This window comes from Pseudomonas sp. FP1154 (genome assembly GCF_030687245.1).
GTDB classification, from domain to species: Bacteria; Pseudomonadota; Gammaproteobacteria; order Pseudomonadales; family Pseudomonadaceae; genus Aquipseudomonas; species Aquipseudomonas rhizophila.
In genome coordinates, this window is the sequence record NZ_CP117465.1 from 3,988,254 (window position 1) to 4,009,791 (window position 21,538).

General features: G+C 60.8%; 17 protein-coding genes and 4 tRNA genes. 3 read left to right on the forward strand and 18 right to left on the reverse strand.

The window, feature by feature from the left end:
* Positions 1-188: 188 nt before the first annotated feature.
* From PSH91_RS17890 to leuC, 6 genes are all read right to left on the reverse strand, one after another.
* A complete protein-coding gene (locus tag PSH91_RS17890) occupies positions 189-1,199 on the reverse strand; it encodes an aspartate-semialdehyde dehydrogenase (RefSeq protein WP_076383917.1) in 1,011 nt (336 codons plus the stop codon).
* A gap of 250 nt (positions 1,200-1,449) precedes the next feature.
* Complete coding sequence (gene asd, locus PSH91_RS17895; RefSeq protein WP_047229242.1) at positions 1,450-2,562, reverse strand: aspartate-semialdehyde dehydrogenase; 1,113 nt, start codon at positions 2,560-2,562, stop codon at positions 1,450-1,452.
* 54 nt (positions 2,563-2,616) lie between these two features.
* Positions 2,617-3,699, reverse strand: coding sequence for a 3-isopropylmalate dehydrogenase (gene leuB, locus PSH91_RS17900; protein WP_047229243.1), 1,083 nt, complete (start codon positions 3,697-3,699; stop codon positions 2,617-2,619).
* A 51-nt stretch (positions 3,700-3,750) separates the two neighbouring features.
* Positions 3,751-4,515 carry a class I SAM-dependent methyltransferase gene (locus PSH91_RS17905; RefSeq protein WP_076383916.1) on the reverse strand — a complete coding sequence of 255 codons (765 nt, stop codon included), beginning with the start codon at positions 4,513-4,515 and terminating at the stop codon, positions 3,751-3,753.
* Positions 4,516-4,650: 135 nt separating this feature from the next.
* A complete protein-coding gene (gene leuD, locus PSH91_RS17910; protein ID WP_281459986.1) occupies positions 4,651-5,295 on the reverse strand; it encodes a 3-isopropylmalate dehydratase small subunit in 645 nt (214 codons plus the stop codon).
* Between the two features lie 11 nt (positions 5,296-5,306).
* Complete coding sequence (gene leuC / locus PSH91_RS17915; protein ID WP_076383915.1) at positions 5,307-6,725, reverse strand: 3-isopropylmalate dehydratase large subunit; 1,419 nt, start codon at positions 6,723-6,725, stop codon at positions 5,307-5,309.
* Positions 6,726-6,881: 156 nt separating this feature from the next.
* Here leuC and PSH91_RS17920 point away from each other — a divergent pair, with 156 nt between their 5' ends.
* Both PSH91_RS17920 and PSH91_RS17925 read left to right on the forward strand, forming a co-directional pair.
* Positions 6,882-7,772, forward strand: a complete 891-nt coding sequence (locus tag PSH91_RS17920; protein WP_047229247.1) for a LysR family transcriptional regulator — start codon at positions 6,882-6,884, stop codon at positions 7,770-7,772.
* Between the two features lie 69 nt (positions 7,773-7,841).
* Positions 7,842-11,120, forward strand: coding sequence for an EAL domain-containing protein (locus PSH91_RS17925; RefSeq protein ID WP_047229248.1), 3,279 nt, complete (start codon positions 7,842-7,844; stop codon positions 11,118-11,120).
* A 75-nt stretch (positions 11,121-11,195) separates the two neighbouring features.
* Here PSH91_RS17925 and PSH91_RS17930 read toward each other — a convergent pair whose 3' ends face one another.
* The 11 genes from PSH91_RS17930 to uvrB all read right to left on the reverse strand — a co-directional run bounded on the left by PSH91_RS17930 (position 11,196) and on the right by uvrB (position 19,478).
* Positions 11,196-11,648 (reverse strand): Hsp20 family protein, encoded by a 453-nt coding sequence (locus tag PSH91_RS17930; RefSeq protein ID WP_047229249.1) that lies wholly within the window; start codon positions 11,646-11,648, stop codon positions 11,196-11,198.
* Between the two features lie 120 nt (positions 11,649-11,768).
* A complete protein-coding gene (locus PSH91_RS17935) occupies positions 11,769-12,728 on the reverse strand; it encodes a tRNA-dihydrouridine synthase (RefSeq protein ID WP_305466351.1) in 960 nt (319 codons plus the stop codon).
* A gap of 247 nt (positions 12,729-12,975) precedes the next feature.
* Positions 12,976-13,425: a thioesterase family protein gene (locus tag PSH91_RS17940; protein WP_047229251.1), complete on the reverse strand. Its 450-nt coding sequence runs from the start codon at positions 13,423-13,425 to the stop codon at positions 12,976-12,978.
* Between the two features lie 85 nt (positions 13,426-13,510).
* A complete protein-coding gene (locus PSH91_RS17945; protein WP_047229252.1) occupies positions 13,511-14,344 on the reverse strand; it encodes an alpha/beta fold hydrolase in 834 nt (277 codons plus the stop codon).
* 28 nt (positions 14,345-14,372) lie between these two features.
* Positions 14,373-14,912 carry a TetR/AcrR family transcriptional regulator gene (locus PSH91_RS17950; RefSeq protein ID WP_076383913.1) on the reverse strand — a complete coding sequence of 180 codons (540 nt, stop codon included), beginning with the start codon at positions 14,910-14,912 and terminating at the stop codon, positions 14,373-14,375.
* Positions 14,913-15,092: 180 nt separating this feature from the next.
* Positions 15,093-15,168 (reverse strand) — tRNA-Glu (locus PSH91_RS17955).
* Positions 15,169-15,243: 75 nt separating this feature from the next.
* Positions 15,244-15,319, reverse strand: a tRNA-Ala gene (locus PSH91_RS17960).
* Between the two features lie 53 nt (positions 15,320-15,372).
* Positions 15,373-15,448, reverse strand: a tRNA-Glu gene (locus PSH91_RS17965).
* 79 nt (positions 15,449-15,527) lie between these two features.
* Positions 15,528-15,603: transfer RNA gene (locus PSH91_RS17970), tRNA-Ala, on the reverse strand.
* 146 nt (positions 15,604-15,749) lie between these two features.
* On the reverse strand, positions 15,750-17,231 hold the full coding sequence (gene gltX, locus PSH91_RS17975; protein ID WP_076383912.1) for a glutamate--tRNA ligase: 1,482 nt from the start codon (positions 17,229-17,231) through the stop codon (positions 15,750-15,752).
* A gap of 231 nt (positions 17,232-17,462) precedes the next feature.
* Complete coding sequence (gene uvrB, locus PSH91_RS17980; RefSeq protein ID WP_076383911.1) at positions 17,463-19,478, reverse strand: excinuclease ABC subunit UvrB; 2,016 nt, start codon at positions 19,476-19,478, stop codon at positions 17,463-17,465.
* A 332-nt stretch (positions 19,479-19,810) separates the two neighbouring features.
* Between uvrB and PSH91_RS17985 the strand changes: the two genes are divergently transcribed.
* On the forward strand, positions 19,811-21,007 hold the full coding sequence (locus PSH91_RS17985; RefSeq protein WP_047229256.1) for an amino acid aminotransferase: 1,197 nt from the start codon (positions 19,811-19,813) through the stop codon (positions 21,005-21,007).
* Between the two features lie 108 nt (positions 21,008-21,115).
* On the opposite strand, the gene PSH91_RS17990 is transcribed toward PSH91_RS17985, so the two are convergent.
* Complete coding sequence (locus PSH91_RS17990; protein WP_047229257.1) at positions 21,116-21,343, reverse strand: hypothetical protein; 228 nt, start codon at positions 21,341-21,343, stop codon at positions 21,116-21,118.
* Positions 21,344-21,538 lie beyond the last annotated feature (195 nt).

The window sequence follows — 21,538 nt, forward strand, 5'->3', positions numbered from 1 at the left end:
CATTCCTCGGCCAGCGAGAAGGTGTTGATGCCGCTGCCGTAAGGCATTGCGCGCCCCCCGAAGCAACGGCGCGCGCGATCGTTTCACTCATGCTCGGGGAAAGCCCCGAGAGGGAGGTTCGCCTTCAGCACTCTGGCCAAGCATAGCGCCCAGCTAGAATCATTCGACAAATTGTTGCCAAGTATCTTTTACAGCAGGTCTTTTATCAACAACTCAGCCACTTGCACAGCATTGAGCGCCGCGCCCTTGCGTACGTTATCTGACGTCAGCCACATATTTAGTTCCGCCGGGTCATCGATCCCCCCGCGCACACGTCCAACGTAGACTACATCCTGCCCTACCGCATCGCCCACCGGGGTCGGGTAATCGCCCGCCTCCACCAGCTCGATGCCGGGTGCCGCCTCCAAGGCTGCGTTGACTTTCGCCAGGTCGACGGCGCCGGCTGCCTGCACAGTCACGCTAAAGCTATCGCCAAAAAACACCGGGGCTTGAATGCAAGTGACGGAAATCTTTAACGAAGGCTGTTCCAGCACCTGACGCAATTCACGCACCAGACGCTTTTCCAGCAGCGTGTGACCCTGCTCGTCCGGGGTACCCACCTGAGCCAGCAGGTTGAACGCCATTTGCCGATCGAAAAATTTCGGCTCAAGGGGACGTGCATTGAGCAACTCGGCAGTCTGACGGGCCAGCTCACTGACGGCGGCGCGGCCCTGAGCGGACACAGCGAGACTGGCGGTCAGGCTGATACGCTGCAACGCCAGGCATTGGCGCAGCGGCGCCAGCACCACGGCCAGCGCGGTCGCCGACGCACTGGGACTGCTGACTTGAAACGGCTTGCTCAGACCCGCCAGCAGCCCGGCGTTGGCTTCCGGCACGATCTGCGGCGCCTGCTCAGGCGGCAGGGCGCCGGACAGGTCAATCAACGCGCAACCGGCCGCCGTGGCACGCGGGGCGAAGCTCAGGGTCACCGCCGGGCCGGCGGCAAAAAACACCAGTTGGACTTTGCCGAAATCAAATTCGTCGACTTCGCGCACCCGCACATTTTTGCCGCGAAACATCACCGAGCTTCCTGCCGACTCGCTGCTGGCCAGCAGGTGCAGGTTGCCGATCGGGAAGTCACGCTCTTCGAGAATCTGGACAAGGGTTTCGCCGACAGTACCGGTGGCGCCGATCACGGCAATATCAAAGGACTGGCTCATGGGTCTACCTCAGGTAAAACGTGGGGAGCGGCACTTTACCGGGTGGGGGGTATGCAGGCAATTGGCAGGGGAGTTTGCAGTGGTTGTACTGGCCCCATCGCGAGCAAGCTCGCTCCCACAGGTGTTGTGGCCACTGAAGATCCACTGTGGGAGCGAGCTTGCTCGCGATGGCGATGTCACGGACGACACCGTTCCCATAAAAAAACCCGCACCTCTCACAAGGCACGGGTTCTTTCACAGCAGTGACCGATCAACGCTCGAGCAGAATCCGCAGCATGCGACGCAGCGGTTCGGCCGCGCCCCACAGCAACTGGTCGCCGACGGTGAAGGCACCGACGAATTGCGAGCCCATGTTCAACTTGCGCAGACGACCCACCGGTACGTTCAAGGTGCCGGTGACCTTGGTCGGGCTCAGCTCCTGCATGCTGATTTCGCGGTTGTTCGGCACCAGCTTGACCCAAGGGTTGTGCTGGCTGATCAGCCCTTCGATGTCGGCGATCGGCACGTCTTTGTTCAACTTGATGGTCAGCGCCTGGCTGTGGCAGCGCATGGCACCGATACGCACGCAGATGCCGTCCACCGGGATCGGGCTCTTGAAGCGACCGAGGATCTTGTTGGTTTCGGCCTGGGCCTTCCACTCTTCACGGCTCTGGCCGTTCGGCAGTTCCTTGTCGATCCACGGGATCAGGCTGCCGGCCAACGGCACGCCAAAGTTCTCGGTCGGGTACGCATCGCTGCGCATCGCCTCGGCGACCTTGCGATCGATGTCCAGGATGGCACTGGCCGGGTTGGCCAGGTCATCGGCGACAGCGGCGTGGGTCGCACCCATTTGCTTGATCAGTTCACGCATGTTCTGCGCGCCGGCCCCGGAGGCCGCCTGATAGGTCATGGCACTCATCCACTCCACCAGACCGGCCTCGAACAGGCCGCCCAGGCCCATCAGCATAAGGCTGACGGTGCAGTTGCCGCCAATGTAGTTCTTGGTGCCCGCGTCCAGTTGCTGGTCGATGACCTTGCGGTTCACCGGGTCGAGAATGATCACGGCGTCGTCCTGCATGCGCAGGCTGGAGGCGGCGTCGATCCAGTAACCCTGCCAGCCGGCTTCACGCAGTTTTGGGAAGACTTCGCTGGTGTAGTCGCCACCCTGACAGGTCAGGATCACGTCGAGAGTCTTGAGCTCGTCAATGCTGTAGGCATCCTTGAGCGCACCGGTGTCCTTGCCCACGGACGGGCCCTGGCCACCGACATTGGAGGTGGTGAAAAACACCGGTTCAATGAGATCGAAATCCTGCTCTTCCAGCATTCGCTGCATGAGCACGGAACCGACCATGCCGCGCCAACCGATCAGACCTACACGTTTCATCGCAACTACACCTATACAAAAGTGGGCCACCGTCGAAGCGGTGGGCCGCAAAGATTACAGATTACGCAACGCGGCGACTACTGCATCGCCCATTTGCTGCGTACCGACTTTGGTACAACCGGTCGACCAGATGTCGCCCGTGCGCAAACCTTGATCCAATACCACACTGACCGCTTTCTCGATGGCATCAGCCGCGTCATTGAGGCTGAAGCTGTAGCGCAGCATCATCGACACCGACAGGATGGTTGCCAACGGGTTGGCAATGCCCTGCCCGGCAATGTCCGGCGCCGAACCGTGGCATGGCTCGTACATGCCTTTGTTGTTGGCATCCAGGGAGGCCGACGGCAGCATGCCGATGGAGCCGGTGAGCATCGAGGCTTCATCGGACAGGATGTCACCGAACATATTGTCGGTGACGATCACGTCGAACTGCTTGGGCGCGCGCACCAGTTGCATGGCGGCGTTATCGACGTACATGTGGCTCAGTTCGATGTCCGGGTAATCCTTGGCCACCTGCTCGACCACTTCGCGCCACAGCTGGCTGGAAGCCAGGACGTTGGCCTTGTCCACCGAGCACAGCTTTTTGCCGCGCACCCGTGCCATGTCAAAACCGACCCGGGCGATACGGCGGATTTCGCTCTCGCTGTACGGCAAGGTGTCGTAGGCCTGACGCTCGCCATTATCCAGCTCACGGGTGCCGCGCGGGGCGCCGAAGTAGATACCGCCGGTCAGTTCACGGACGATGAGGATGTCCAGGCCCGAAACGATTTCCGGCTTCAGGCTCGAAGCGTCGGCCAGTTGCGGGTAGAGGATTGCCGGACGCAGATTGCCGAACAGGCCCAGTTGCGCACGGATCTTCAGCAGGCCACGCTCAGGACGGATGTCGCGTTCGATCTTGTCCCATTTCGGGCCGCCCACGGCGCCCAGCAGTACGGCATCGGCGGCACGCGCACGATCCAGGGTTTCATCGGCCAAGGGGACGCCATGTTTGTCGATCGCAGCGCCGCCGATCACATCGTGGCTGAGTTCAAAGCCCAGGCCGTACTTGTCGTTCGCCAGTTCCAGGACCTTGACCGCTTCGGCCATGATTTCCGGGCCAATACCGTCGCCTGGGAGAATCAGAATCTGCTTGCTCATGTTTTCCTCGTTTGCTCTGTCGGCCCGCGCTTGGACTGGCCGGAAAAAGTGCTATCGCTCGGCCCACAGCACCAGTACGTCTGTACTGAACGAACCATCGGCCTCAATCTCAAAATATTCACGCACCTCAACACCCATCGATCGCTGCAGCTCACGGATCGCCCCACGCATCACTTCGGGGGTGCGCATGCGCTCGACCCACGACTGGTACTCCAGGCGCAGACGCTGGCGCGTGGTGCTGCGGGTATGCAACCCCGCCTCGCTGACCTGGCGCAACCACTCGCCGGCCGAATAATCGCGAACATGGCTGGTGTCACGCAGCACCTCAACGCTTTGCAGGTACGTGTCCAACAACGGCATGCCGGGTGAGAGGACATCAATGAACGCCGCCACTCCACCCGGCTTGAGCACCCGGCGCACTTCCCGCAACGCCAAGCCCAGGTCGCTCCAATGATGCGCCGAATAGCGGCTGAACACGAAGTCGAACTCAGCGTCAGCGAACGGTAGGCGTTCGGCGGCGCCGCACACCGTGGTGATGTTACTCAGGCCACGATCCGCTGCCGCCGTAGCTACGACGTCAAGCATTGGCTGGGACAGGTCGTAGGCCACCACTTCACCGGCCAGCGGCGCCACATGGAAACTCACGTGTCCAGCGCCGCAGCCCAGGTCCAGCACACGGGCCTCGCCGCGCCCGGCAAGCTCAGCCTGCAGCAGGGCGAACTCAGTGCCTTGGGCGTGCACGGCACTGCTCAGATAGGCCGAAGCCTGTTCACCGAATTGCTTTTGTACGACCTGACTGTGGGCGGTGCTGGTCATGGGGACTTCCTTTTGGCTGGGTCTGTTCTGGCGTCATCGCGAGCAGGCTCGCTCCCACAAGGGATTTTGTCAGCGCCGCAAATCCAATGTGGGAGCGAGCCTGCTCGCGATGGCATCTTCACGCCTTACACAAGATCAAGCATCCCGAAACAACCAAGGCTGGCTCACCCGGTGCTTGGCCTCGAACGTGGCAATCGCCTCGCCGTCCTGCAAGGTCAGGCCGATGTCGTCCAGACCGTTGAGCAGGCAGTGCTTGCGGAATGCATCGATCTCAAAACTCAACACCTTGCCGTCAGGACGGGTCACGGTCTGGGCCGCCAGGTCGATCTGCAGTTGATAGCCGGGGTTGGCCTCGACCTGCTGGAACAACTCATCTACTTCAGCGTCGCTCAGGATGATCGGCAACAAGCCGTTCTTGAAGCTGTTGTTGAAGAAGATGTCGGCGTAGCTCGGCGCAATGATGCTGCGAAAGCCGTACTCTTCAAGGGCCCATGGCGCGTGTTCGCGACTGGAGCCGCAGCCGAAGTTTTCGCGGGCCAGCAACACGCTGGCGCCTTGGTAACGTTCGGCGTTGAGCACGAAATCCTTGTTCAACGGGCGCTTGGAGTTGTCCTGGTAGGGCTGGCCCACATCCAGGTAGCGCCACTCGTCAAACAGGTTCGGGCCGAAGCCGGTGCGCTTGATCGACTTCAAAAACTGCTTGGGGATGATCTGGTCGGTGTCGACGTTGGCACGATCCAAAGGCGCGACAAGACCAGTGTGCTGGGTAAAAGCTTTCATGCTGCGCTCCTTCAGATCAATTCACGGACGTCGACGAAACGGCCGTTGACGGCGGCGGCGGCGGCCATGGCCGGGCTGACCAGATGCGTACGGCCACCGGCGCCCTGACGGCCTTCGAAGTTACGGTTGGAGGTGGAGGCGCAATGCTCGCCCGACTCCAAACGGTCCGGGTTCATCGCCAGGCACATCGAGCACCCAGGCTCACGCCATTCGAAACCGGCCTCGAGGAAAATCTTGTCCAGACCTTCGGCTTCCGCCTGGGCCTTCACCAGGCCCGAGCCTGGCACCACGATGGCCTGCTTGATGGTCGAGGCGACTTTGCGGCCCTTGGCGATCACCGCCGCTGCGCGCAGGTCTTCGATCCGCGAGTTGGTGCAGGAGCCAATGAACACACGGTCCAGCTGAATGTCGGTGATCGCCTGGTTGGCGCTCAAACCCATGTATTTCAGGGCGCGGACGATGGAGTCTCGCTTGACCAGATCCATCTCCTTGGCAGGATCGGGCACGTTCTGGTCCACGGCCAGGACCATTTCCGGGGAAGTGCCCCAGCTGACTTGCGGCTTGATTTGCGTCGCGTCGAGTTCGACCACGGTGTCGAACTGCGCGTCGGCATCGGAAACCAGGTCTTTCCAGGCTTGCACCGCCATGTCCCACTCGGCGCCCTTGGGGGCGAACGGACGGCCCTTGACGTACTCCACGGTTTTTTCATCGGCGGCCACCAGCCCGACACGAGCGCCGGCTTCGATGGACATGTTGCAGATGGTCATGCGCCCTTCCACGGACAAATCGCGGATGGCGCTGCCGGCGAACTCGATGGCGTGGCCGTTACCACCGGCAGTGCCGATCTTGCCGATCACGGCCAGGACGATGTCTTTGGCGGTCACGCCAAACGGCAGCTTGCCCTCGACGCGCACCAGCATGTTTTTCATTTTCTTGGCGACCAGGCACTGGGTAGCGAGCACGTGCTCGACCTCGGAGGTGCCGATGCCGTGGGCCAAGGCGCCAAACGCACCATGGGTGGAAGTATGGGAGTCGCCGCAGACCACGGTCATGCCGGGCAAGGTCGCGCCCTGCTCCGGGCCAATGACGTGGACGATACCCTGGCGCACGTCATTCATCTTGAATTCAACGATGCCGTACTCGTCACAGTTATCGTCAAGGGTCTGCACCTGCAAGCGCGACACCTGATCGGCAATGGCTTCGATGCCGCCCTTGCGCTCCGGTGTGGTCGGCACGTTGTGGTCCGGGGTCGCGATATTGGCATCGATGCGCCACGGCTTGCGCCCGGCCAGACGCAGGCCTTCGAAGGCTTGCGGCGAAGTCACTTCATGGATGATGTGACGGTCGATGTAGATCAGCGCCGAACCATCGTCGCGCTGCTTGACCAAATGCGAATCCCAGAGCTTGTCGTAGAGCGTTTTGCCGGCCATCAGACGGTTCCTCATCAGCTTGTTTCTATGCCCCGGGTCTTGAGTGAATCAATAACCCCTTGGCTTGTGAGGCTGATCTTATGAGGCTACATTAAATAACTCAAATTCATATTTTTCATGCTTTGCATAACCATTTGGAATTCGACCAGGACGACCATGGACCTCGCCAGCCTTAACGCCTTTATCGCCATCGCCGAGACCGGCAGTTTCTCCGGCGCCGGTGAACGCCTGCACCTGACCCAGCCGGCCATCAGCAAGCGTATCGCCGGGCTGGAGCAACAGCTCAAAGTGCGTCTGTTCGATCGGCTCGGTCGAGAAGTCGGCCTGACCGAGGCTGGCCGAGCCCTTCTGCCACGGGCCTATCAGATTCTGAACGTGCTGGATGACACCCGCCGCGCCCTGACCAACCTGACCGGCGAAGTGACCGGACGCCTGACGCTCGCCACCAGCCACCATATCGGCCTGCATCGGCTGCCACCTCTATTGAGGGAGTTCACCCGACGCTACCCTGAGGTGGCGCTGGATATTCAGTTCCTCGATTCGGAAGTGGCCTACGAAGAAATTCTCCACGGCCGGGCGGAGCTGGCGGTCATCACCCTGGCCCCGGAACCGCACACGCTGGTACGCGCCACGCCGGTGTGGGACGACCCCCTGGATTTCGTGGTGGCGCCGGAACACGCGCTGTTGGACAACGGCCCGGTCAGCCTGGCAGACATCGCCTTGCATCCGGCGGTTTTCCCCGGCGGCAATACCTTTACCCACCACATTGTTCAACGCCTGTTCGAAGCCCAGGGCCTGACGCCGAACATCGCCATGAGCACGAATTATCTGGAAACCATAAAAATGATGGTCTCCATCGGCCTGGCCTGGAGCGTCCTGCCGCGCACCATGCTCGATGAACAGGTGGCACGCATTCCTTTGCCGGGCATACAGCTCAGTCGCCAGCTAGGCTATATCTTGCACACCGAACGGACGCTGTCGAATGCTGCACGGGCTTTCATGTCCTTACTGGATGCACAAATCGATCTGCCAGGGAAAAGGGCATAGGTTGTGCTACTCCTATAGAGCCGAAACGCCTGCGCCCAACGCCCCAAATTGCCCAAGGCTCGCGAGATAATGCCCAAATCCGCTGACCAATTCCCGCCCCTGCCGCGCATTCAGGCGCTAGACCCGAAACGGTCCGAGCAAAGCTGGGACAGCGCCCCCCAGTTGCTGGCCGCCTTGAACGGCGCGCGCCTGGGAGCCTGGTCGTGGGACATTGATACCGGGCGGATCAGTTGGTCACGGGGCACCCAGGCGCTGTTCGGCTTCGATCCGCGCCAGCCATTGCCGGCGGATGTGGACTATCTGGACCTGTTGCTCCCCCAAGACCGAGCAAAGGCCATCCGCGCCTTTCATGCGGCTGTGGCCGGTGCGCCGCTGGAACAGGCCATGCACCATCGCATCGTCTGGCCCGACGGCAGCCTGCACTGGCTGGAAATCAACGGCAGCGTATTACCCGACAAACACGGCCGCCCGCGGATGATCGGAGTAATCCGGGAGATCACGCACCAGCGCGAACGGGAGCAGGCACTGCGCAACTCGGAAAAACGCTTCGCCACGCTCTTTCACCTATGTCCGAATATGGTGTTGCTGACCCGCCAGGAAGACGGGCTGATCATCGAGGCCAACCAGTATTTCGAAAGTCTGTTTGGCTGGCCGCTGCACGACATCATCGGCCGCACGACGCTGGAACTGGGCCTATGGGTCGACCCCGGACAGCGGGCAAAACTGGTGGAGATCATCAAGGCCAACGGCGAAATGGCGAGCATGGAGGTGGAACTGCAGGCCAGCAATGGTCAGATCCACAGCGGCCTGCTCAGCGCCCAGAAGGTCGAGCTGGAAGGCCAACCTTATCTGCTGAGCACCTTCCTCGATACCACCGAACGCAAACTCGCCGAACAGGCCCTCAAGGACAGCCAGGAACGCCTTGATCTGGCCCTCGATTCGGCGCAACTGGGCACCTGGGACTGGCATATTCCCAGCGGCATGCTCTACGGCTCGGCCCGGGCGGCGCAGTTGCATGGCCTGGAGCCCAAGCCGTTCCACGAGTCGTTCGATGCGTTTTTCGAAGGGGTGCCCGATGACGAGCGCAACAACATGCGCAACGCCTACCGCAGCCTGCGGGAAGGCCCGGCGGGGAATTATCAACTGACCTACCGCGTACAAATGCCGGACGGCAGCGCCCGATACCTGGAAAGCCGCGCACGTCTCTATCGCAATGACGACGGCAGCCCGCTGCGCATGGCCGGTACCTTGCTGGACATCACTGACCAGGTAGAACGCGAACAGAGCCTGGCGGCGTCGGAAGAAAAATTCGCCACCCTGTTCCAGGTCAGCCCCGACCCGATCTGCGTAACTCATCAGGATAGTGGCCGGTTCCTCGAAATCAATTCCAGCTTCACCCAGACCTTCGGCTGGTCAGCCACCGACGTGATCGGCCTGAGCGCCGACGAAATCGGCCTGTGGGACGCCTCGGGGAGCAGCCTGCAACGCATCGAAAGGGTGATACGCGAGCGCTCCCTGAACAACGTGGCCGTCGTCGTCCACCATAAAAACGGCCAGCCGCTGACATGCGTGATTTCCAGTCGCCAGATCAACGTCGGCAACCAGCCCTGCATTGTCACCACCCTGCGGGATATCTCCCAGCAGCAGCGCTCTGAAGCGGCCCTCAAGGCCAGCGAGGAGAAATTCGCCAAGGCTTTCCATTCCAGCCCTGACGCCATCACCATCACCGAACGCGACAGCGGCCGCTACCTCGAAGTCAATGACGGCTTCTGCCGCCTGACCGGCTACCGCGCCGACGAAGTGATCGGGCATACGGTCTACGAGGTCGGTATCTGGGCCGAAGAAAAACAACGCATGGCATTGCTGGCCGAACTGGAGCTCAAGGGCCGGGTGCATCACCAGGAAATGCTCGGGCGCAATAAACGCGGAGAGATCCTCACGGTGGAGGTCTCGGTCGAACCGATCATGCTCAATGAGACGGCCTGCCTGCTGCTGACCGCCCGGGACGTGAGCCTGTTGCGCAATGCCGAAGCACAGATCCGCCACCTGGCCTATCACGATCCGCTGACCAACCTGCCCAACCGCGCCTTACTGATGGATCGGCTGAGCCAGCAGATCGCCTTGCTCAAGCGCCATAACCTGCGGGGCGCCCTGCTGTTTCTGGACCTGGACCACTTCAAGCACATCAACGACTCACTGGGCCACCCAGTGGGCGACACGGTGCTGAAAATCATCACCGCACGCCTGGAAGCCAGCGTGCGCCTGGAAGACACCGTGGCGAGGCTGGGCGGCGACGAATTCGTGGTGCTGCTCAGCGGCTTGGAAGGCACCCGCAGCGCAGTCAGCCAACAGGTACAGAACCTGGCCGACACTCTGCGCGAATTACTGTCGGAGCCGATGTTTCTCGATGGCCAACGGTTGCAGGTCACGCCGAGCATCGGCATGGCGCTGATTCCCGACCATGGCTCTACCCCCACCGACCTGCTCAAGCGCGCCGACATTGCGCTGTACCGCGCCAAGGATTCGGGGCGCAACACCTCGCAGATGTTCCACACCACCATGCAAAAAGCCGCCAGCGAACGGCTGCGCATGGAAACCGACCTGCGCCAGGCCTTGGCTCGCGGGGAGTTCAGCGTACATTTCCAACCTCAGGTCGACGCCCGGGACAACCGCATCATCGGCGCCGAAACGCTGGTGCGCTGGCATCACCCCGAATTGGGCGCCCAATCACCGAATGAATTCATCAAAGTGCTGGAGGACAGCGGGCTGATCCTGGAAGTTGGCACCTGGATTCTCGATGAAGCCTGCAACGGCTTCAAACAACTGATCGCCAAGGGCAAGATCGATCCGCTGCAATTCAGCCTGTGCGTGAATATCAGCCCACGGCAGTTCCGCCAGAGCGACTTCGTCGAGCGCATCGAAAGCTGCCTCGCCACCTATGGCCTGCCTTACGCCATGCTCAAGCTGGAAATCACCGAGGGCATCGTGATCCAGAACCTGGACGACACCATCGCCAAGATGCGTCGCCTGAAAAAATTGGGAGTGAGCTTCGCCATGGACGATTTCGGGACGGGTTATTCGTCGCTGACCTACCTCAAACGTCTGCCGGTGGACACCTTGAAAATCGATCAGTCATTCGTGCGCGACGCCACCAGCGACCCCAACGATACCGAAATCATCCGCGCCATCGTCGCCATGGCCCGCAGCCTTGAGCTGGAGGTGATTGCCGAAGGTGTCGAGACCCCGGAACAACTGAGTTTCCTGCAGGGGCTGGGTTGCCATTTGTACCAGGGCTACCTGCACAGTCGGCCGTTGCCGCTAGACGCGTTTGAGCGACTGTTGCCCTGACAAAGGAGCCCGCAATGAGGGCTCCACAAATGAAAAAGGGCGCCAATGGCGCCCTTCTTCATTAGTTGCGATGCATCAGTTTTGCAGCGCGGGTTGTTGCTGCGCCCCGTTGATCGGGATGCGCTTGGCTTTCGCCTCTTCCGGGATCACTCGCAACAGGTCGATGCTCAACAGACCGTTGCTCAGGCCGGCGGATTTGATCTCGATATGATCGGCCAACCGGAAGGACAGCTTGAACGCACGCTGGGCGATACCCTGGTGCAGGTAGGTCACGCTGTCGTTGCTCGCTTCGCGCTTACCACCGCTGATGGTCAGCACACCTTTTTCCACTTGCAGGTCCAGGTCGTCTTCCTGGAACCCGGCGGCGGCAACCACGATGCGATACTCGTCATCGCCATGTTTTTCCACGTTGTAGGGTGGATAGCTACTGCCCGGTTCGTTGCGCAAGGCGGTTTCGAACAGGTCGTTGAAACGGTCGAAGCCCACCGAGGAACGGAACAGAGGGGCCAGGGAAAATGCAGTACTCATGATTCAAATCTCCTGAAAAGTTCAGCAAGGTTTTTTGTCTCCGCGACCCGAATTCGGCATCGCGTAATCCCTATCTAGGGACCGCCAAAAACTTTTCAAGAGGTTGTTTTGAAATTTTTTTCAGGCCGCTTCGGTGCGCTGCACGCTGAGCAAATGGCCTACCGCGTCCAAGTCGGTTTCCCGGCGCAGGGCGGTAAACAGCTCCACCGCTTCGGGATAATTGCGAGTCAGCATCGCCAGCCACTGCTTCAACCGGCCGGGCGCCTGGCGTGGGGTCAATTGCTCGACCACCTGCACCCAGAAGTCCTGGAGCATCGGTTGCAACTCGGCCCAGGACAGCTCGATCACCTCTTCACCGGCCCTGGCCGCAGCGATCTGCCGGGCCAAATCAGGACGGGAAACGAGGCCGCGGCCGAGCATGATGTCTTCCACACCACTGATCTCGCGGCACCGGCGCCAGTCTTCAACGCTCCAGATATCGCCGTTGGCGAATACCGGGACCTTGACCACCTCCTGAACCCGTGGGATCCACTCCCAGTGGGCCGGTGGTTTATAGCCGTCGGTCTTGGTCCGCGCATGCACCACAATGTGCGCCGCGCCACCTTCGGCCAATGCCGTGGCACAGACCAACGCCCCATCCGGGCTGTCGAAACCCAGGCGCATCTTGGCGGTAACGGGAATGTGCCTGGGCACCGCGCGGCGCACGTGCTCGACAATTTCGTTGAGCAGCTCCGGCTCTTTGAGCAACACCGCCCCACCCCGTGATTTATTCACAGTCTTGGCCGGACAGCCGAAGTTCAGGTCGATAACCTGCGAACCCAGCTCGCAGGCCAATGCGGCGTTCTCCGCCAGGCACACCGGATCGGAACCCAGCAATTGCACCCGCAGCGGTACGCCGGCAGCGGTCCGGGCACCGGTCAGCAGCTCAGGGGCAAGCTTGTGGAAATAGGCCGGTGTGAGCAGACGGTCATTGATGCGAATGAACTCGGTCACGCACCAGTCGATACCGCCAACACGGGTCAGAACGTCCCGCAGGATGTTGTCAACCAACCCCTCCATGGGCGCCAGGGCAATTTGCATGGAAAAACACACTCAACGAAAAACGTGCGGCAGTTTACCGGATTTTGCCCACAACATCGGAATTCACCACCAATCCCCTGTGGGAGTTGAGCTTGCTCGTGATAGCGCTGGGTCAGCTTGCATTGATACCGAATGTGCGGCCGTCATCGCGAGCAAGCTCGGCTCCCACACTGGATCCCGCGTGTTCACAGATTCTGCATCCACCACAGATCCCTGTGGGAGCGAGCTTGCTCGCGATAGCGCTGGGTCAGTCTATGAGAATGCCGGATGTCATCAGCGCAGGACCATAACCCTCGATGAACTCCGGCGGCATGCGCTTGGGTCTGCCAGTGGACAGTTCGATGCAAACAAAGGTGGTCTGGGCGCGCAGCAACGTGGTGTTGTCGCTGGGGCGAATCAGCTGGAAATGCCGATTCATCTTCAATCGCTGATCCCAGTCGACGATCCAGGTAGCCAGTTGCAGCTCGTCACCTTCGTAGGCCGCCGCCAGGTAATCGATCTCATGACGCACAACCGCCATGGCCCGGTCCAGCCGCCGATACTCCACCAGATCCAGCCCCAGGCGCTGGGAATGGCGCCAGGCACAGCGCTCAAGCCAGGTGACGTATACCGCGTTATTGGCGTGGCCCAGCCCGTCGATGTCTTCGGCATTTACCTGAAGATCAATAATGAACGGCGTTGCCCTATCCCAGCCCATGCCCCTCTCCCGGTCGAATTTGGTGGGGGCCAGTGTAACGGATCCGAGCTTGATCGCCATCGCGGCCAAGCCTTGCTCCCACAGATCAAGCCGATTGCCGTGCTTGCAGACTGCGCCCGGCCAGCAGGGATAACACGCCATCAATGACGCGAGGATCGGCCAGCACCCGCTGGTGGCCGCCCTGCGGCAAGCGCAGCAAGCGGCTGTCGAACCAGGCTTCGTGAATCAGTTGCGATTCCTTGACCGAAACGAAGGTGTCGTCCTCGGCATGGACAATCAGCCCGGGCACGTCCAGTTGGTAATGGGCGACATCCATCCTCGAAGCCGGCATGCCCACATCGTTTTCCACTTGGCGAATGAAGGCCGATCGCGCCTTGGGCGGCAGCCCCATCATCCGGGCGAACCCACGCAGCACGCCAAGAATGCGCGCAGGCGCCGCAATGCTGACCAGAGTCTCGGTCCGCAACCCCAGCTGAACCGCGAGCATGGCACTGGCACCACCCATGGAATGCCCAACCACGGCTTGCAGAGGTGGTAACTCCGCCGCGGCTTCGAGCATGGCCCTGGCAAACAGCAGGACATTGGCCTCGCGCCCAGGTGAGCGGCCATGGGCCGGGCCGTCCAACGCCACCACCGTGTAGCCGGCACCTACCAGCGCCGTGATCAGCGCGGCAAATTGCGTGGGTCGCCCTTCCCAGCCATGCATCAACAAGACGGTCGGACCTTTGCCCCAACGCAAGGCGGACAGACCGAAGCGTAAGGTGATGCGCTCGGAGGTCGCCAGCAATGGCAGCTCCCAATCCCTTGGCGGCAAGTCCCGGGGACGCATGAACAGCGATCGCATCTTCTTCGCCACCAGGCCCGGAGCCACCCATCCCAGCGTGCCATTGACGCCACGAATCCAGCTAAACCTGTTCATCGCTCATCTCCAGGGCTTGCGCCTTAGCTCATCGCACCGCCGACTTGGCAGCGCGCAGCAACCGATCCGATAACTCTCCCGGGCCCAACGCTCGCGCCAAGGCTAGGCCGCCGACCATCAGGGCAATGTCAGCCAAGGCCTTGTCGGCGTCTTCCGGGCTGGCCGCCAACTGCGCAACCATCAGCTCAATATGCTCATTGAGCACCTCACGAAACTCATCCGGCAGCCGCCCGAGCTCGCCGACCGATGCCGGGATCGGGCAGGCCAGATCGGTGGTATCACGGTGCTTGCGCGACAGGTAGAACGCGGCTGCCAGGGTTCGCCGCTCCTCACCGCTCAGCTCGGCATCCATGTCAGCGATCAAGCCACGACGCTGGCTGAGCAGTTGCTTGAATGCCTCGAGCATCAAGGCATCCTTGCTTTCGAAGTGGGCATAGAAGCCGCCCACTGTCAGCCCGGCGGCGCCCATCACTTCGCCGACACTCGGCTCGGCCGGACCCCGCTGAATCAGCGCAGCACTGGCGGCCTTGAGTATGCGTTCGCGGGTTTGCGCTTTTTTATCGCTCATCGTTACCTCCGAATATTACGACTGAAATATTATCCATGTAATAATTTTCCGCAAGCGGAAATTTTGACCGCTGGTCAGAAGCATCGTTAAAGGAATTGAAGATTGGCCGAACGCCAGACAAACAAAAGGGCCATTCAAGAATTGAATGACCCTTATAAAATCCCGCAGAGCGGGTAATCGTGGCGTCCCCTAGGGGACTCGAACCCCTGTTACCGCCGTGAAAGGGCGGTGTCCTAGGCCACTAGACGAAGGGGACACAAACCTTCTAACTTGATCAGCGCTGAGAACTGATCGATTCAAGGTCGGTGTGGCCAAACCTTGAACCTGTAATTGGTGGAGCTAGACGGGATCGAACCGTCGACCTCTTGCATGCCATGCAAGCGCTCTCCCAGCTGAGCTATAGCCCCGGATTTTTCGCCTCGCGGCGGAGCGACATCTTGCAACATCGCTTCTGTAAAACTGGCGTCCCCTAGGGGACTCGAACCCCTGTTACCGCCGTGAAAGGGCGGTGTCCTAGGCCACTAGACGAAGGGGACGCAAACCCTTCTATACAACTGATCAACGCTGAGTGTTGATCGCTTCAAGACCGGTGTGGCCAGGCCTTGAAGTGTAAATTGGTGGAGCTAGACGGGATCGAACCGTCGACCTCTTGCATGCCATGCAAGCGCTCTCCCAGCTGAGCTATAGCCCCTCATCGCTGAGGACGGGGCGAATCTTAAGGGCGTATCCGAGGGCTGTCAAATTTATTTTCAACAAATTTGAAAGTTTTTTGCCGGGATAACAATCACTTACCGACAAACCCCGGAAAACCGGGGTATGTCCTGCCTCATCGAGCACTCAGGCAATCGCGCCCAGCAGTTTTTCCCACTCCTTGTTCTCCTTCTTCGACACACCACCGAGCAGATCGATGGCCTGGCGCAGACGGAAACGGGTCAGGTCCGGGCCAAGGATCTCCATGGCATCGAGCACCGACACCGAGCTGGCCTGGCCAGTAATGGCGGCGAACATCAGCGGCATGGCATCACGCAGTTTCAGCTCCAGCGATTCGACCACGGCCTGGATGGTCGCGGTGATGCTGTCCTTTTCCCACTGACGCAGACTTTCGAGCTTCCACAGGATCAGTTGCATCAATTGGCGCACCTGATCACCGGAAAGTTTCTTGGACTCGAACAGCTTCGCATCCGGCGTCACGCCGCCGGCAAAGAAGAAGCCGGCCAGGGGTGCGATCTGGCTGAACGTCTCCACCCTGCCCTGCACATGGGGAGCGATTTTCATCATGTACTCAGGGTTGAATGCCCACTTCTGTACACGCGCAGCAAACTCCTCCACCGGCAGGTCACGCAACCACTGACCGTTGAGCCAGGAGAGTTTCTCGACATCGAAGATCGGACCACCCAGCGACACCCGCGACAGGTCGAAGTGCTCGACCATTTCCTGCAGCGAGAACTTCTCGCGCTCGTCCGGCATCGACCAGCCCATGCGCCCCAGGTAGTTGAGCATCGCCTCAGGCATGAAGCCCATGCGTTCGTAGAAGGTCACCGACGTCGGGTTCTTGCGCTTGGACAGCTTGCTCTTGTCCGGGTTACGCAGCAGTGGCATGTAGCACAGCTGCGGTTGTTCCCAGCCGAAGTATTCGTAGAGCAGGATCAGTTTCGGCGCCGACGGCAGCCACTCTTCACCGCGTAGGACGTGGGTGATGCCCATCAGGTGATCGTCGACCACGTTCGCCAGGAAATACGTCGGCAGGCCGTCGGTCTTCATCAGCACTTGCATGTCCATGCGATCCCACGGGATCTCGACATCGCCGCGCAGCATGTCCGGCACCACGCAGACGCCTTCGCTCGGCACCTTCATGCGGATCACATGGGGCTCACCGGCGGCCAGACGACGGGCGACTTCTTCCTTGGACAGCAGCAGCGCGCGGCCATCGTAGCGTGGGGTCTCGCCGCGAGCGATCTGCTCGGCGCGCATCTGGTCCAGCTCTTCGGCGGTGCAGAAGCACGGGAAGGCGTGCCCCATGTCTACCAGTTGCTGGCAGTACTGCTGATAGATGTCACCGCGCTCGCTCTGGCGGTAAGGACCGTGCGGGCCGCCAACGTCCGGACCTTCGCTCCAGTCGATGCCCAGCCAGCGCAGGGCGTCGAAGATCTGCTGTTCGGACTCGCGGGTCGAACGCAGCTGGTCGGTGTCCTCGATCCGCAGGATGAACTCACCGCCGTGCTGCTTGGCAAAGCAATAGTTGAACAAAGCGATGTAAGCGGTGCCGACATGGGGATCGCCAGTGGGCGAAGGCGCGATGCGGGTGCGGACGGTGGTCATGGCATGTCTCGGAAAGAATATAAAAGCGAAGATGAAACAGGGGGCGAATGGTAACAGGCGATGGTGGGCGGGCTCCAGTGAGAGGGGGATTTGTGTGGCACCTGTCAGACCGAGGCACCTTCAATCGCGAGCAGGCTCGCTCCCACAGGGAACCAAGTTGTCCGGACTGGACGCGGTCCATTGTGGGGGCGAGCCTGCTCGCGATAAGGCCATTACCGTGGCCACACAACCTCAGACAGTCAGCAACCGCTCGCGCAGCTTGCCAATCTCGTCACGCAACTGCGCAGCCGCTTCGAACTCCAGGTCCCGGGCCAGCTGGTACATTTTTTCTTCCAACTGACGGATACGTTTGCTGATTTCGCTCGGCGAGCGCAGTTCGGCTTCGTAACGGGCGCTCTCTTCGGCGGCCTTGGCCATGCCCTTGCGCTTCTTGCTGCGCGAGCCGGGCACAGTGGCGCCTTCCATGATGTCGGCGACGTCCTTGAACACCCCTTTCGGCGTGATGCCGTTGGCCAGGTTGAAGGCAATCTGTTTATCGCGACGACGCTCGGTCTCGCCGATAGCCCGTTCCATGGAACCGGTGATGCGATCGGCATAAAGAATCGCCCGGCCGTTGAGGTTACGCGCCGCCCGACCGATGGTCTGGATCAACGAACGCTCGGAGCGCAGGAAACCTTCCTTGTCGGCGTCCAGAATCGCCACCAGTGACACCTCCGGCATGTCCAGGCCTTCGCGCAGCAGGTTGATCCCCACCAACACGTCGAACGTACCCAGGCGCAGGTCGCGGATGATCTCGACCCGCTCCACCGTGTCGATGTCCGAGTGCAGGTAGCGCACCCGCACACCGTGGTCGGCCAGATAATCAGTCAGGTCTTCGGCCATGCGCTTGGTCAGCGTGGTGACCAGCACCCGCTCCTCCACCGCCACACGCTTGGAGATTTCCGAGAGCAGATCATCGACCTGAGTCAGCGCCGGGCGCACTTCAACCTGCGGATCGACCAGCCCGGTGGGTCGCACCACCTGCTCGACCACCCGGCCGGCATGCTCGGCCTCGTAGTTGCCGGGGGTGGCGGAGACGAAAATCGTCTGCGGACTCACACTTTCCCATTCGTCAAAACGCATCGGCCGGTTATCCAGGGCCGAAGGCAGACGGAAGCCGTATTCCACCAGGGTTTCCTTGCGAGACCGGTCGCCTTTGTACATGGCGCCGACCTGGGGCACGCTGACGTGGGATTCGTCGATCACCAGCAAGGCATCGGCCGGCAGATAGTCATACAACGTAGGCGGTGGCGCGCCCGCCGGGCGACCCGACAGGTAGCGCGAGTAGTTTTCGATGCCGTTGCAGTAACCCAGCTCCAGGATCATCTCCAGGTCGAATCGGGTCCGCTGCTCCAGCCGCTGGGCTTCCACCAGTTTGTTGTTCGACCGCAAGTATTCCAGGCGCTCCTGCAATTCAACCTTGATCCCCTCGATAGCGCCCAGCAGGGTTTCCCGGGGCGTAACGTAGTGGCTCTTGGGGTAGAAGGTGAAGCGCGGCAGCTTGCGGATCACCTCGCCGGTCAGCGGATCGAACGCCGAAAGACTCTCCACTTCGTCATCGAACAGCTCGATGCGGATCGCCTCCAGGTCCGATTCCGCCGGGTAGATGTCGATCACGTCGCCACGGACCCGGAACGTTGCCCGGGCGAAATCCATGTCGTTGCGGGTGTATTGCAGGTCCGCCAGGCGGCGCAGCAAGGCTCGCTGGTCGAGCTTGTCGCCGCGATCAACGTGCAAGACCATCTTCAGGTACGTTTCCGGGCTACCCAGACCATAGATGCACGACACCGTGGTGACGATGATCGCGTCCTTGCGTTCGAGCAATGCCTTGGTAGCCGAGAGCCGCATCTGTTCGATGTGATCGTTGATCGAAGCATCCTTCTCGATGAAGGTGTCCGAAGACGGTACGTAGGCTTCGGGTTGGTAGTAGTCGTAATAGGAGACGAAGTACTCCACCGCGTTATTGGGGAAAAACGCCTTGAACTCGCCATACAGCTGCGCCGCCAGGGTCTTGTTCGGTGCCAGCACCAGGGTCGGGCGCTGCACCTGGGCAATCACGTTGGCGATGCTGAAAGTCTTGCCCGAGCCTGTCACACCGAGCAGCGTCTGGTGCGCCAGTCCGGCCTCGATACCTTCGACCATCAGGCGAATGGCTTCCGGCTGGTCGCCGGCGGGCTGGAATCGGGTGACTAGCTGGAATTCAGACATAACATAACCTCTGGGTTCACCCCTGTCGGCCAGCCAACAGGAACGAGAAAGACCGAAACGACTGATGTCGCCCGAGGAAAAAACTGGGATGCATACAATGTGGAGGTGAATGCCTTCGCTTTCAAGACGAACGTCCTACACGCCTTGAAGTCTTTGACGCCGCCAGGGGACTAACGGTCGAAAAAAAACGAAAATACTTACCTTAAAAACCGAATCGCCTGTCGCCGCGCCCGGTGATGGCCTCTATACTAGCTCCCCGTTTGTGCACCGCTCTAGTGCATTCGGCTGGAGCGCTACACGTCCCCTCACACTCCATTCAGAGCCGCGCAATAATGAGCCTGTTTTCCGCTGTCGAATTGGCACCACGCGACCCCATCCTGGGCCTCAACGAAGCATTCAACGCCGACACCCGTACCAATAAGGTCAACTTGGGCGTGGGTGTTTACTGCAACGAGGAGGGGCGCATTCCACTTCTGCGCGCCGTTGTCGAAGCCGAGACGATCCGCGTGGCCCAACACGTTTCCCGTGGTTACCTGCCGATCGACGGCATTGCCGCCTACGACCAGGCGGTCCAGACCCTGCTGTTCGGCAAGGACTCGCCGTTGATCGCCTCCGGCCGCGTCATCACCACCCAGGCCGTGGGCGGCACTGGCGCACTGAAGATCGGCGCCGACTTCCTCAAGCAACTGCTGCCTGACGCCGTCGTGGCCATCAGCGATCCAAGCTGGGAAAACCACCGCGCGCTGTTCGAAACCGCCGGTTTCCCGGTGCAGAACTACCGCTACTACGACGCCGCCACCCATGACGTGAACCGCAGCGGCCTGCTGGAAGACCTCAACGCCCTGCCCGACCGCTCGATCGTCGTGCTGCACGCCTGCTGCCATAACCCCACCGGCGTGGACCTGAGCCCGCAAGACTGGAAAAACGTACTGGACGTGGTCAAGGCCAAGAACCACGTTCCATTTTTGGACATGGCTTATCAGGGCTTTGGCGACGGTATCGACGAAGACGCCGCCGCCGTGCGCCTGTTCGCCGAGTCGGGCCTGACTTTCTTTGCGTCCAGCTCGTTCTCCAAATCGTTCTCCCTGTACGGCGAGCGCGTTGGCGCCCTGTCGATCGTCAGCGAATCGAAAGAGGAAAGTGCCCGGGTACTGTCCCAGGTCAAGCGCGTGATCCGCACCAACTACTCCAACCCGCCGACCCACGGCGCCAGCATTGTCGCAGCCGTGCTCAACAGCCCGGAACTGCGGGCCCAATGGGAAGCAGAACTGGCCGAAATGCGTCTGCGGATTCGCGGCATGCGCAACCAGATGGTGGACATGCTGGCTAAAGCCGCTCCGCACCGGGATTTCAGCTTCGTCGCACGCCAGCGCGGGATGTTTTCCTACTCCGGCCTGACCGTTGAACAGGTGACGCGCCTGCGCAACGAGTTCGGCATCTATGCCCTGGACACCGGCCGCATCTGCGTGGCCGCGCTGAACCAGAACAACATCGATGCAGTGACCAAGGCCATTGTTCAGGTGATCTGAAGGCCGCCGGAATGAAAAAAGGGAAGCCAAGGCTTCCCTTTTTTTGCGTTCACGCTGACCCCGTGGCGAGGGAGCTTGCTCCCTCGCCACAAAAGCAACTCGTCGAAATTACAGCTCCGTCGCCCGCTGACTCGCGGCATCGTCGTAGATCACATACAACGACTCGGCAATCTGACTCTTGATGGCCTTGGTGCTTTCCAGCCCCAGGACAAAACCCTCGGCCTTGCCACCGGCACGGTTCAGTTCGTCAGCGGTGCTGGCCTGGGTGATGGCATCGTAGAGTTTCTCCGCGTGCGGTCCCACGCCCTTGGGCAAGCTGATCTGGGCGGTACTCATAGGCGCACCTCAGTGTGGTTGCCTGTGTGAAGCGGTAACAGATGATTCATGGCGCAAACCTTTGTTTGGCGAATGGCCGGTAGCGCGTTCAGCCACTTCCGGGGGACCATGGTAGCCCTCTCCTGCCGTTGCGGTAACCGCCAATCGCCGATTAATCGCCAACGGACCTGAGGAATGTGCCGGCCGGCAAGAGAA

Coding starts and splice junctions, on each gene's coding strand:
- PSH91_RS17890 (WP_076383917.1), bottom strand. CDS start 1,199: ATGAGCCAGTCCTTTGATATTGCCGTGATCGGCGCCACCGGTACTGTC.
- asd (WP_047229242.1), bottom strand. CDS start 2,562: ATGAAACGTGTAGGTCTGATCGGTTGGCGCGGCATGGTCGGTTCCGTG.
- leuB (WP_047229243.1), bottom strand. CDS start 3,699: ATGAGCAAGCAGATTCTGATTCTCCCAGGCGACGGTATTGGCCCGGAA.
- PSH91_RS17905 (WP_076383916.1), bottom strand. CDS start 4,515: ATGACCAGCACCGCCCACAGTCAGGTCGTACAAAAGCAATTCGGTGAA.
- leuD (WP_281459986.1), bottom strand. CDS start 5,295: ATGAAAGCTTTTACCCAGCACACTGGTCTTGTCGCGCCTTTGGATCGT.
- leuC (WP_076383915.1), bottom strand. CDS start 6,725: ATGGCCGGCAAAACGCTCTACGACAAGCTCTGGGATTCGCATTTGGTC.
- PSH91_RS17920 (WP_047229247.1), top strand. CDS start 6,882: ATGGACCTCGCCAGCCTTAACGCCTTTATCGCCATCGCCGAGACCGGC.
- PSH91_RS17925 (WP_047229248.1), top strand. CDS start 7,842: ATGCCCAAATCCGCTGACCAATTCCCGCCCCTGCCGCGCATTCAGGCG.
- PSH91_RS17930 (WP_047229249.1), bottom strand. CDS start 11,648: ATGAGTACTGCATTTTCCCTGGCCCCTCTGTTCCGTTCCTCGGTGGGC.
- PSH91_RS17935 (WP_305466351.1), bottom strand. CDS start 12,728: ATGCAAATTGCCCTGGCGCCCATGGAGGGGTTGGTTGACAACATCCTG.
- PSH91_RS17940 (WP_047229251.1), bottom strand. CDS start 13,425: ATGGGCTGGGATAGGGCAACGCCGTTCATTATTGATCTTCAGGTAAAT.
- PSH91_RS17945 (WP_047229252.1), bottom strand. CDS start 14,344: ATGAACAGGTTTAGCTGGATTCGTGGCGTCAATGGCACGCTGGGATGG.
- PSH91_RS17950 (WP_076383913.1), bottom strand. CDS start 14,912: ATGAGCGATAAAAAAGCGCAAACCCGCGAACGCATACTCAAGGCCGCC.
- gltX (WP_076383912.1), bottom strand. CDS start 17,231: ATGACCACCGTCCGCACCCGCATCGCGCCTTCGCCCACTGGCGATCCC.
- uvrB (WP_076383911.1), bottom strand. CDS start 19,478: ATGTCTGAATTCCAGCTAGTCACCCGATTCCAGCCCGCCGGCGACCAG.
- PSH91_RS17985 (WP_047229256.1), top strand. CDS start 19,811: ATGAGCCTGTTTTCCGCTGTCGAATTGGCACCACGCGACCCCATCCTG.
- PSH91_RS17990 (WP_047229257.1), bottom strand. CDS start 21,343: ATGAGTACCGCCCAGATCAGCTTGCCCAAGGGCGTGGGACCGCACGCG.